The sequence below is a fragment of the Bifidobacterium bombi DSM 19703 genome (genome assembly GCF_000737845.1).
GTDB lineage: Bacteria > Actinomycetota > Actinomycetes > Actinomycetales > Bifidobacteriaceae > Bifidobacterium > Bifidobacterium bombi.
The window spans coordinates 1,480,995-1,492,573 of record NZ_ATLK01000001.1; the positions used below are offsets into that span (position 1 = coordinate 1,480,995).

Below are 11,579 nucleotides of genomic sequence, written 5' to 3' on the forward strand. Positions count from 1 at the left end.
AATCCTTATCATCACGTGATCACAGAAGAGCCGTCATTTTTCCGATTGTCGTTTGTTGAGAATGCGAACCGACCCTCGCCATTCGCTTTTCGGACTTCCTGTGTCTGAAGCGCACGGATATGTTAGAAGGTGCATGTTTTTTGCCTTACGGGCGCCGTTATTCCGGCCCTAATGTTCCTGTGATGAATTTGGGTGGCATCTTTCTTGATGCCCGATGCAGTTATGCTGTGCAAAGATACCTCCTTAATGCCCGTTGCCCTGCAACGTACGTATGTTGTTTGCTGTCATGGGCAAGTGACATGTATTCCTGGTTTTAAGTAGTTGTCTTGGTTCTTCGCCTTGGCCATGGCGGGCTTCATATCCGTTTTCGTGTGGCCGATAGGAGGTTGTCGAACGATGCCGTTTTTTAGCAGTTGTCTGGTGTACTATTGCTTATAGGCATCTTAAGTATAGAACCTGTAGGAACGAAGTTGAACGTCATCCTTGTGGAGGCATTCGGTGTCGTACGTGATGACAGCCCTACTGGTTTGGCTTGAAGAGCGAACGAGAATGAACGGACCGGATTCGTAAAGGATTTGTTTATGGCACACGAAGACGACAAGACGATAGATCAGCTCAATGAAGAGGCGGATATCGCAGCGGACTATCTGGAAGAGCTCCTTGACATCGTGGACTATGAAGGTGATATTGAACTTGGAGTGCGCAATGACCGGCCGAACGTGCAGATTGTCGCTGATGACGACACCGATATTCGTCATCTTGTTGGCAAAAACGGCGAAGTAGTAGACGCTTTGCAATTGCTTACCAGACTTGCGGTACAACAGAAAACCGGGGATCGCTCCCGGTTGCTGCTCGATGTTGATGGTTTTTTGAAGAAACGGCGCAAGCACCTTCAGGTATTGGCGTTGGATGCCATTGATGAAGTCAATGAAACCGGTGAACCTGTGGATCTCGATCCCATGAACTCATATGAGCGCAAGGTCATTCACGACTTGGTGCGCGAGGAAGGTTTTAAATCACGATCTCATGGTGAGGAACCTCACCGCTATGTCACGATTTATCTTAAGTCCAAGGAAGCCTCCGACGTCGATTCGATTGAAGATGATGATATTGTTGCCGATACGGATGAGCGCGCCCTACCTGAACAGGATCCTGAAATGCTTCATGCTTCGAGCCGACGCCGTCACTCAATCGCGGAGGATTTCGTGAAGCCCGAAGGTACTGATATCGTCGATTGAGAGTTTGGACTGTAATGGGATTACTAGGATTTCGATTTGGTTTTAGAGTGTTCGGTTCTGCATAAACTTCATTAAGTCTTACATGATTCGGTGTCAAAGGTTTTACGGGAGGGTATTCAGCCCGCTTCTGTCTTCTGAATCCGTGTACATTCAGCTCCTATCATGGTTTTGCGCAGAAATCATACATATTTTGCAGTCTTCGTTTCTTGCGTTTGAGCCCTTGTATCAAAGTTGTTGACGGATTGTTTTTTACATGGTCATTATTTTCTTCTGCCCAGTAGATTACTATCGCTCAATCAGTACTTATTCCCGTGCCGTTTCTTGTATTTGTTGTTTTTTAAATACGTGAAGGTTTGCTTAACCTGGTATTTATATTGTTTCACGTGAAACAACATAAATACAGATTCATTGTACTGCCGCAGTGTTCATATGGAACGATTCTTCGTTCGATGTGATAAAGTGCGATGATTCTCAGTCTAGTCATTTTGCGAAACGGTGAGTTTACATCTACATTTTTGCAATTGTTTCACGTGAAACACTATCAGTTCTTCGTGGATATTTCATGTAGTGTACTCGTCTCAGTGGGGTGTAAGTCCTCATAGTGGCTCAATGCCATGTATCGATGAGGAATCATTATCAGCAACCTTGAAAAGTCGCTTCACTGTAGGTAGTCAAAACTAGATTCGGCATAGCACTACTGGTATGAGTCGATTCCTATTTCTTTCACATATTTTTGCGTTGATATTTCTGTCTCATGTATATTACGGTTGTTGATACCACCGTATATCTTACGGTGAACCTGATGGTAACTTGATTTGGGGAAGACAGTAGGTAGATTGCGCTTTGGGTTGTCTTTCGCACATGTACAGCGTTTTGTTCACCTTAATCGTAAAGTTTCATATAAAATCATAGAGGTCGTTTATTGGGTTGTGGAATGACAAAACCTGGAACCAGTGGTGAATTGAGATTGGATCGACGAATGAATGAGCATACAGATGCGGAGTTGGAAGAGTCCCCGTTGCTTGAAGAAATCTTGGGCGATGCTCTTCCTCAAATGCGATTGTTTCACGTGAAACTTTCACAGGAAGGGGAAGAACGAGGTCTGATTGGTCCGCGCGACGTCAATATTATCTGGGAACGCCATATTTTGAATTCGGCGGCTGTAGTTCCGTTCATCAAAGCCGAGCTACAACAAAGGCGTTTCAAATCCGTAGCTGATTTGGGCAGTGGAGGCGGTTTTCCCGGCATTGTCGCCGCCGCGTGTTTGCCGGATTGTTCCTTCACGTTAATCGAGCCGATGGAACGACGGGTGACCTGGCTTCGTGAGTGTGTACAGGAGCTCAATCTTAACAATGTCGCTGTCCTTCGTTCTCGTTCCGAACAAGTAATTCAGGAAGTCCAGCACAGACATTCCATGCATCTCTTTGATGTTGTAACTTGTAGGGCCGTGGCACCAATGACCAAACTCGCTGGCTGGACATTGCCACTGTTGCGTTCTGGAGGTCGACTCATAGCGCTGAAAGGGAAATCGGCACCAGCCGAGATTAAAAAAGCGCACCAGCAAATCAAGGCTTTTGGCGGTGTTGATGCACAAGTCAGACAGGCGGAAGTCGGTACTGGATTGGAGCCGACCAATCTTGTTCTGATTCGTAAACGGTGAGTCATGGAGGATGCATAGGACAGATGCTGAAGTACGCAGAGACCTGACTTATCCACATTTGTGACCTGGCTTTTCACTTATCCACATGTGTAAACATAGTATTGGCTTGAGCGAAAAAGGGCGTATTTTCAACGTTAACTAAAGTAGAGAAATTACATCATTGAAAATAACGCACAGCTTATCCACAACGACGCTCATCTATTGTGGATAACTTTGGATGGGCCTGAACTGTCCATAGAGATGGCGAAACTTGAAGATGATATTGATGAATGGAAGTAAACATCATGAGGCGACCGAGGTCGCGGAAGGGATTAAGTAGTATGGAATCTGCCTCGGAAACCATCAAGCGAATTTTCGGTGATGCGAATGGAGTGCTCGGCACGGAAATCGCTGAGACTTCCGCAAGGTTCGAAGCGGTCGAAAGATTGAAATATCCACGCCCAAGCAAAACGCGCTGCATTGCTGTGGCCAACCAAAAGGGCGGGGTCGGGAAAACCACAACAGCTGTGAATATAGCCGCTTCATTGGCTTTGGCGAAATTGAAGGTATTGGTCATTGATTTGGATCCCCAGGGCAACGCTTCCACCGCATTGGGCGCATCTCACAGTTCAGGTGAACCTTCCACATATGATGTGATTGAAGGGCGAATGTCTATAGCCGAAGTCAAGCAACAAAGTTCGGCATTTCCAACTCTGGATATTGTGCCGGCCTCAATTGATTTGAGTGGTGCTGAGCTGGAGATAGCAGACATGGCGAATCGAAACAACCTGCTGAAAACTGCGGTTGAGCGATTCCTCGAGTCAAGCAAGCATCACTACGATTTCGTGATTGTTGACTGCCCACCCAGCCTAGGACTGCTTGTCATCAATGCAATGTGCGCTGTCACTGAGGTCATGATACCCATACAGGCCGAATATTACGCCTTGGAAGGGCTTGGACAACTTATACATACAATCGGACTGGTTCAGGACCACTTCAATCCAATCCTTACCATTTCGACGATGCTTATCACCATGTATGATAGACGGACGTTGTTGAGTAAGCAAGTATATGACGAGGTAGAGAAACACTATCCGGATATTCTGCTGCACACCACCATTCCCCGGTCGGTGCGAATTTCTGAGGCACCAAGTTTCGAGAAAACCGTATTGGAGTATGACCCACGTGGATTGGGGGCGATTTCGTATCGTGAAGCCGCGTATGAAATAGCCAAGCAGTCAAAGCGGGTATTATCAGAATTAGCGAAAAAGCAGCAGGGGAGAAACTGAAATGGCATCGAAATCGAGACTAGGTAAAGGATTGGGAGCTCTGTTTCCCGCATTGCCGGGGAATGTCAGGGAAGACGAAACCCCTAATGCTGTCGACAACGCAAAGCAAGTGACTTCAACCGAAGGAGAACCAGAAAAAGCCGTTGTTTCACGTGAAACAACGATAAAGCGGAAAACGGAAGGTGCCCGAGACTTTGGTAAGGGTGCAGCAGGAAAGGCCCCTATGAAGCCGGTACGGGACGCGCGACAAGTTGGTTCTGCGGCGGGTTCCTTAGAATCACCAACGGTTACGAATACCGTTGATTCAGATAATGCCTCATTTGCTATGGGTGGCGGAAATGCATCCAATCATGATCCAGTGGTACGGGGATTGCGAAACAAAGCAGACATCGCGGGGAAGGCAAGCGACCAGTCCTCTGAAGAGGAGATGGCAACTGCCAAGAGCGGAACAGTGGCGTCGAACAAGCCCCATAACGGTGAAGGCAAGGGAAAGTCTGTTAAGAGCGGCCCTTCATCGAGACAAAATGTTTCACGTGAAACAACATCGAAGTCGAAGCAAAGACGTAAATCCATACCATCCATAGAGACATTGAAGCATCCAAGCGATGTCTTTTTTGGTACGACTGGTAGCGCTTCCTCTAGATCGAATGTGACGGGAATCAAGGAGGCATCAACAACAGTGGAGACCAGTTCGGCACCGATGATGATTGATGTCGGAATTGGAAGGAAGGGGGCTGGTGCTACTAAAGGTGATGCCGGCCGTCTTCAGAGTGTCGATGCCGGTCAGACCAATCCCTCGAAATCGGATGGGATCAGGGCAGATGAAGCTCTCAAGCCTGTGCAGGGTGGATATCTTGCTGAACTTGAGCTTGATCAAATCGGCCCGAATCTGCACCAGCCAAGGGCCATTTTTGATGAAGATGACTTACGGGAACTTGCCGATTCATTACGTGAGGTTGGGGTACTTCAGCCCGTCGTCGTTCGCAGGAGGCCGATTGCCAAGCAAGCTTCCGTCATCGCCCGAAACCAGGAACATGTCGAAGGTCTTGACAGCGAATATGAGCTGATTATGGGCGAACGTCGTTGGAGAGCTGCGCATCTTGCGGGATTGAAGACCATTCCGGCGATAGTGAAGACCACGAGTGACGACGATATGCTCCGAGATGCGTTGCTTGAAAATCTGCATAGGGTTGCCTTGAATCCACTTGAAGAGGCCGCTGCCTATCAGCAGATGATGGATGATTTTGGCCTCACGCAGGAGCAATTGTCTCATTCGGTCTCAAAGTCGCGCTCACAGATAGCCAATACCCTACGTCTGTTGAATCTCCCACCTTCCGTACAGAAAAAGGTGAGTGCCGGAGTCCTCTCCGCTGGTCACGCAAGGGCCTTGCTGGGCTTGCAGACGGCAGAGGATATGGAGAAACTTGCGAAAAGAATTCTTCAGGAAGGTCTTTCCGTACGAAGCACTGAAGAGATGGTTGCCATGAAGACCAACTCCGGGCAAGTCGATAAGAAACACCCTGTCAAACGTAATGATTCATGGAGTCAGTCACCCATCACTCGGAGGCTTGAGAATCGCTTTGACACCAAAGTGACTATCAAGGGCAGTAAAAAGCATGGTCGTATAGAAATAGTGTTTTCCTCTCCGGAAGATATGGATAGGATTGTTAATCTGCTGGCACCGGAGCAGGATTCCGCGTCCCATTGGGTCTGAACGTGATTCGCCTTTGAATGCCGCCGTCGCTTTCATGATGGCTGGGGCGAGAAGTGGTGGGGTATTTTCAGCCATCCATCCCGTAGTAAGTTAATAACAAAATATTATTGAAAGAAGGCGGGTGCGATTCATGTACCCGCCTTCTGGCGCCTGGTCGTCAGCGAAGATGTCGCTTTGCCAATAAAGAGTATCGATCCATTGCGTCTCCACCGTGCAGTAAGGCCGTTGATGATGGGCGGCATGGGCAGTCTCGTGCGGAATCATAAAAAAACGTAGGGCGACATGACGATGTTTCCGTTGCGCACGAAATCGTCCTTCAAGAGCACGCACAGAGGAGATTTCAAAGGTGCCTTATCTCACGAGTTCAGTCAGGTAATCCTGCGCATCCAGCGCGGCACGGCAGCCCATACCTGCCGCCGAGACCGCTTGGCGATACACACTGTCCACAACATCGCCCGCGGCGAAGACTCCCGGCGCTGAGGTGCGTGTGGAGGATCCGTCAACTACGATGTATCCTTGCTTGTCAAGCTGGAGTGCACCGTTGAGGAATCCCGTGGTGGGTGTGTAGCCGATGGCAACGAACACGCTGCTTGTTGGAAGCGTCGTCATCTCGGTGGTCTTCACGTTGCGTACCGTCACCGATTGAACTCCGTCGTCTCCGCCGTTCACTTGTTCCACAACGGAATCGAGCATGAAGGAGAGCTTGGGGTTGGCCTGGGCCCGATCAACCAGAATCTTCGTGGCACGGAATTCGTCACGGCGATGAATCAAGGTTACCGAAGAACCGAAACGAGTGAGAAATTCGGCGTCAGTGAAAGCGCTGTCTCCGCCGCCTACAACGACGATGGGCTTGTTACGGAAGAAAAAACCGTCGCATGTGGCGCAATATGACACACCGCGACCGGCAAATTCCCTCTCGCCGGGAACACCGAGTTTGCGAACTGTCGAGCCAGTGGTGATCACCAAGGCACGCGACCGATAGGTCGCTCCCTGATCGCAGGTGACCGTCTTGATGCCATCGGTGCGCGAAGATTCGCCGTCGGTTCCAAGATCGACCGAGACCACATCGTCCCAGACGATTTGCGCCCCGAACTTTTCGGCCTGCTTCTGCATGGCATCCATGAGATCCGGACCCTGCACGCCGTCAGGAAAGCCTGGGTAATTCTCCACTTCTGTGGTGTTGACCAGCTGCCCACCTGGTGCGAGAGCCCCCGCGATGACCAACGGCCGGTAGCCTGCGCGGCCCAGGTAGATTGCCGCCGTATAACCGGCTGGTCCTGAACCGATGACGATGGCATCGCGCACGTCATGCACGGCGTCTTCTTGCTTCGCCTCCGACATGCCTTTTGTGTCGTTTACTTCGGCCGGAAGGCCGACTGAGCCAATCAGGTTACCGCTGTTCTTCAATTCGATCATATGGTCACCCTAACATCAACGCAGACCTCACGCCATGGCTCATGCTTTAGGCACAAAAGCCAAATGTCCCGCTAATTCGTCACGGCCACGTAGTTGGACATCTGTTGGAGTGCCGGTATGTTGGCGGCTGCCCAGGGGAAGGTCCATTGGAACAGCGCCATCGCCGCGGCGAATAGCAGAAGTGATATCAGAAGCAGGCGAATCGGGAATGTCCCGGGTTGCAGTCTGGTAAGACCTCCATAGAGACTCAGATTCGGTTTTTCGGCGCGGCCTTCGCGGATGGCACGTCGGCGCGGCCATCTCCAAACCACTGCGGCGGCCAGGAAGATCACCAAGTATGCCGCGAGAACCAGAAGAATCACGGGAATGAGCGAACGAATCCTCGTGAAAGCCGGACGTTTCCCATTATTGATGAAACGGACCACGCCTTCATGGTCGGTATGCGCGAGTTCCTTAGGCACGCCGTCTGAGACCTTGGCCCAGTACTTCAAGGTGCCATAGGATATCCACCGGTGGGTGGGTGTGGAATATTTCGGTTCGCACGTCGTCAGAGTGATGAAACGGCTGGTCGGTGGCGCCGATGGGTCGTCGGGATTCGGGGCAATGACCTGGACCTGATCGGGAGTCACGATCTTCATCTTGGTGTAGTTGTATACATACCAGTAATCTTTGGTTCGGATGACGATGGGGTCTCCGACCTGCAGCTTGTCCACGTCTCCCAAAGGCTGGCCGTAGCCGTTGCGATGACCGGCCACGGCAAAATTGCCCACTTGTCCAGGCAGTTGCGTTTGTGTGTAATGGCCAAGCCCACGCTCGTTGAGTTCGGCCATATCCGTGCCTTCGACGATGGTGCGTTGCCATTGCTCACCGAAGCGTGGAATATAGATCTGAGCAATCAGATCGTTTGGTTTCAGATGTTCAGGTTGTACCGGGGGTTCGCTGTTCTGCGCTTCGGCGATATGCGTGCTCGGGCTTTGACTTGGGTCGCTCCACGATGATGATTGCACGCTTTCGTATTGGTTTCGTTGGGACTGTACTCCGGTCCACCACATCTGCCAAGCGATGTACAACGCACATATGGCGGCGGCGGTGAACAGAAGTTCCGCAACGATGCCGAGCGCCTGCCACAAGGGGTCAACGTCGTTGGAGGACGCGCGGCCTGGCTCCGAAGAGTCGAATCGATAGGCGTCGCCGGTTTTCCGATAGACGCCGTACTGTGCCGACGGTGCACCCGTCGCCCCTGTAGGATAGCCGTTTTCACTGGAATCATCGAGATCATCCTCATCGTCCGAGACCATGGCCAACGAGTCCTGTAGATCGTTGGTGGATTGCGAATCGTCTCCAGACCCCGATTGCGTGAATTTTCTGGTCATCTACCGCCTCCTGTTCCTGTGCTTGCGATCTTCCCGGGCAGCGAGCACGAGTGACGATCGCTCAGCTCGGTTTTCCGGTTCGATGCGATTCGCCCATGTTCGCGCCACCGCCACTCACCGCAAAGCGCATTGCATGGTTATCCAATGAAAAACGGCTGAACACTACTCAATATAATATAATTACGGACATTACGCTGAGGCGGTTCTTTCGTGCGAGCAGGTTACGGGTGGCTTCGACCGACTTCGATTCGCCGGTCAGGATGGTGCCCTTACCGGTCATCGTCTTGTGACTTCTTCGCCTTGGCGTATTTGAGCGTTTGTAATAGCGGGGTTTCGGGGAACTTGAGGTTGTCGTGTTCCTCAACCTTCCACCCCAGGCCGAAGGCACTGACATATTCCTTGTACTCCCTGATGGCGGACGAGTTTTTCAGCGCGTCCTGCATCTGCGCCGTGGGACCGATCGCCGAAATGGTGTATGGCGGCGAGTACTGCTTTCCTTGGAGCATGAGGACGTTTCCTTTGCAGCTGATGGCCGCATTATAGGCAAGACGCTGATCCTGAATTCCCACCGCTTCGGCGCCCCCCCGCCACAGCGCGTTTACTACGGCTTCGATGTCCTGCTGATGAATCACGTAATCATTGATATTCGAAGCTGTTCCCGAGCTGTTGACCATGTGCTGCCACAAGGGGGAGTCGTCCAGTGTCACACTTATCCCAGGACCTTGGACGGCGGCCAATACAGTCGAGGACCCCATGTCCTGGTTGGAATCGCCTGAGTACTCCGTTTTGTCGCCATTCGCCGCTTTGTCTAGTGTGTTGACCTGTGCACCTAAATCCTTGACCTGTTTCTGAAGTCTGTTGACCTGCGTCACGCGCTGCTCCACCAGCTCTGCAGTGTCGGAGGAGACGGTGACCATTTTGTTGACCTTGATATTGGTCATAAGGAGAAAACCGGTCAAAGCGACGACCAGGAACATCGCAACACTGTTCATCAGGGTATGTTTCGCGCTATGACGACCGCTGCTATGTCTCCTCGCATGATTTGTCATGTCTTCATTATCGTCCTGAGTGGTTACTTTCGAGTGCATACACTATTATAGTTGATGGTATATAGCACGTTTGAATGGAGAAGTACGCTTATGGCAGATGAAAAGCTGAAAGACGACGCATTGGGCGCCGTTGATAATGGCAAGGCCGGAGACGTTGAGGTCGACGCAGCTGCGGAAGGCATGGACGCTGCCAAGGATGGCGCCGCAAAGAACGGCTCCGTGGTGGAATCTGAAAATCATGAGGCCGCTGAGGAAACTTCGACGGATGGCGACTTTGCCGATGACGATGATCTCGACCTGCCCATGGATGAAATCAACGCATTGCTCAGCGCCACGAATGAGGATCGCAAGAACATGAACGCCCAGATGCGTCGTGTGGCGCAGCGTGAGGCGGAAAGCCGCCGGCGCGTCGAAGAGACAGTGAAGAGCACCAAGACCAGTCCACGGTGGTATGTGCCCCTGTTTTGCGCGTTCCTCATCATTGGTATGCTGTGGGCTGTCGTATATTATCTCACCAGCAGCATGCCCGGTGGTGGTTACCCCATTCCTGCGCTGAAGCAATGGAATCTGTTGGTGGCGCTTATCATCGTGCTCATTGGGTTCATCATGACGGTGGCTTGGTACTGATACCGCATCGTCAACTGTTGTGAACGGCTGCCTTCTGATGGAGGGCAGCCGTTTTCGATATGGATACCTGGGTGGTTCGTCCTCGGAAATCACAGGTGGGGAAGCCATCTTCGGCGGGAAGAAGGTCTGCCGGACGAGTCGGCTCTCGTCTCCCGTCTCAGGAGTGCAGCATAGGGTGCTAGAGGCCGGAACGACAGTGGCGTCGTGCATAACGGGATGTGCAACTGTTGACAGTTGAAATGTGGATATCCGTTTTTCCACATTATCCACATCATCTAAACGTTGCAAATTGTGGAATTGTGTGTAACTTTGTGGATAACTTATCTAGTTGTCTACAACTTATCCCCAACTTATACCCCGTGTTAAACCATATTATCCACATTATTGTCCACAACGGTGGAGAACTACAGGCATGTAATTTGCGGATGGCACATGTCTACGGTTCTTACGGCGGTGTTCGCTTAGTCCTCGATTCGTGCCCTGTAGAAGTTTTCATAGGATCGTGAAGGAGTGGGGCCGCGTTGACCTTGGTAGTGCGAACCCGTGCCGGATGAACCATAGGGGTGTTCTGCCGGAGAGCTCAATTCGAAGAAGCACATCTGACCTATTTTCATGCCTGGCCAGAGCTTGACCGGAAGCGTACTCACGTTCGAAAGCTCCAGTGTGATGTGACCTTCGAAGCCAGGGTCGATGAAGCCGGCGGTTGAGTGCGTGAGGATCCCAAGACGACCGAGGGAGCTTTTGCCCTCCAAGCGTGCGGCGATCGTTGCGTCAAGCTTGACGTATTCCCACGTAGAGCCAAGTGCGAATTCGCCTGGGTGCAGTATCCAAGGCTCATCCGCCTTCACTTCGAACTGTTCGGTGAGTTCGCCCTGGTTCTCCGACGGGTCCACATATGTATATGCATGGTTGTTGAACAGACGGAAATATCGGTCAAGCCTGACATCGATCGATGCAGGTTGCACCATCTGCGGCGTCCAAGGATCAAGCGAAATGTGTCCTCCGTCGTGGGCGGCGAGGATTCCTCTATCGGAAAGCAGCATGAGATTCTCCTTAGATACTATGTATGCCGTTGTTATGTTCTGTGTTTCAGTCTAGCTGCTGCATGGGAACGTCAGGTGCGGTGACTCGAAACAGGTTCGACGTTCCGGCGTTCTGGTTGCCGCAGCTTGCGCGTCTCGTTCGTGCGTATAGTCCGCGTTCGGGTGCATGATGGCAATCGCACGGTTTCGGC

General features: G+C 51.3%; 9 protein-coding genes. 5 read left to right on the forward strand and 4 right to left on the reverse strand.

Annotation, left to right across the window (positions count from 1 at the left end; all coding sequences use genetic code 11):
* Window positions 1-581: 581 nt before the first annotated feature.
* From BBOMB_RS05695 to BBOMB_RS05710, 4 genes are all read left to right on the forward strand, one after another.
* Window positions 582-1,238, forward strand: a complete 657-nt coding sequence (locus BBOMB_RS05695; RefSeq protein ID WP_081867327.1) for a Jag family protein — start codon at window positions 582-584, stop codon at window positions 1,236-1,238.
* A 979-nt stretch (window positions 1,239-2,217) separates the two neighbouring features.
* The gene (gene rsmG / locus BBOMB_RS05700) at window positions 2,218-2,898 is read left to right on the forward strand and encodes a 16S rRNA (guanine(527)-N(7))-methyltransferase RsmG (protein WP_044087484.1); all 681 of its coding nucleotides are present in this window, start codon (window positions 2,218-2,220) and stop codon (window positions 2,896-2,898) included.
* A gap of 320 nt (window positions 2,899-3,218) precedes the next feature.
* Complete coding sequence (locus tag BBOMB_RS05705) at window positions 3,219-4,166, forward strand: ParA family protein (RefSeq protein ID WP_044087485.1); 948 nt, start codon at window positions 3,219-3,221, stop codon at window positions 4,164-4,166.
* Between the two features lie 427 nt (window positions 4,167-4,593).
* Window positions 4,594-5,880, forward strand: coding sequence for a ParB/RepB/Spo0J family partition protein (locus BBOMB_RS05710; RefSeq protein ID WP_414133080.1), 1,287 nt, complete (start codon window positions 4,594-4,596; stop codon window positions 5,878-5,880).
* Window positions 5,881-6,231: 351 nt separating this feature from the next.
* Here BBOMB_RS05710 and trxB read toward each other — a convergent pair whose 3' ends face one another.
* The 3 genes from trxB to BBOMB_RS05725 form a co-directional block, all read right to left on the reverse strand.
* Window positions 6,232-7,221 carry a thioredoxin-disulfide reductase gene (trxB, locus tag BBOMB_RS05715; protein ID WP_193786683.1) on the reverse strand — a complete coding sequence of 330 codons (990 nt, stop codon included), beginning with the start codon at window positions 7,219-7,221 and terminating at the stop codon, window positions 6,232-6,234.
* A gap of 146 nt (window positions 7,222-7,367) precedes the next feature.
* A complete protein-coding gene (locus BBOMB_RS05720) occupies window positions 7,368-8,594 on the reverse strand; it encodes a class E sortase (RefSeq protein ID WP_081867414.1) in 1,227 nt (408 codons plus the stop codon).
* Between the two features lie 344 nt (window positions 8,595-8,938).
* The gene (locus BBOMB_RS05725; RefSeq protein WP_044087486.1) at window positions 8,939-9,718 is read right to left on the reverse strand and encodes a DUF881 domain-containing protein; all 780 of its coding nucleotides are present in this window, start codon (window positions 9,716-9,718) and stop codon (window positions 8,939-8,941) included.
* A 90-nt stretch (window positions 9,719-9,808) separates the two neighbouring features.
* On the opposite strand from BBOMB_RS05725, the gene crgA reads away from it, so the two are divergent.
* Window positions 9,809-10,345 (forward strand): cell division protein CrgA, encoded by a 537-nt coding sequence (crgA, locus tag BBOMB_RS05730; RefSeq protein ID WP_161787706.1) that lies wholly within the window; start codon window positions 9,809-9,811, stop codon window positions 10,343-10,345.
* 461 nt (window positions 10,346-10,806) lie between these two features.
* Here the strand turns inward: crgA and dcd are convergent, their stop codons facing one another.
* Window positions 10,807-11,388, reverse strand: coding sequence for a dCTP deaminase (gene dcd, locus BBOMB_RS05735; protein ID WP_044087487.1), 582 nt, complete (start codon window positions 11,386-11,388; stop codon window positions 10,807-10,809).
* Window positions 11,389-11,579: the final 191 nt, after the last annotated feature.

Bases quoted from the DNA above. Each gene is read 5' to 3' on its own strand.
- BBOMB_RS05695 (WP_081867327.1), top strand. From the start codon at position 582: ATGGCACACGAAGACGACAAGACGATAGATCAGCTCAATGAAGAGGCG.
- rsmG (WP_044087484.1), top strand. From the start codon at position 2,218: ATGAATGAGCATACAGATGCGGAGTTGGAAGAGTCCCCGTTGCTTGAA.
- BBOMB_RS05705 (WP_044087485.1), top strand. From the start codon at position 3,219: ATGGAATCTGCCTCGGAAACCATCAAGCGAATTTTCGGTGATGCGAAT.
- BBOMB_RS05710 (WP_414133080.1), top strand. From the start codon at position 4,594: ATGGCAACTGCCAAGAGCGGAACAGTGGCGTCGAACAAGCCCCATAAC.
- trxB (WP_193786683.1), bottom strand. From the start codon at position 7,221: ATGTCGGAGGCGAAGCAAGAAGACGCCGTGCATGACGTGCGCGATGCC.
- BBOMB_RS05720 (WP_081867414.1), bottom strand. From the start codon at position 8,594: ATGGTCTCGGACGATGAGGATGATCTCGATGATTCCAGTGAAAACGGC.
- BBOMB_RS05725 (WP_044087486.1), bottom strand. From the start codon at position 9,718: ATGACAAATCATGCGAGGAGACATAGCAGCGGTCGTCATAGCGCGAAA.
- crgA (WP_161787706.1), top strand. From the start codon at position 9,809: ATGGCAGATGAAAAGCTGAAAGACGACGCATTGGGCGCCGTTGATAAT.
- dcd (WP_044087487.1), bottom strand. From the start codon at position 11,388: ATGCTGCTTTCCGATAGAGGAATCCTCGCCGCCCACGACGGAGGACAC.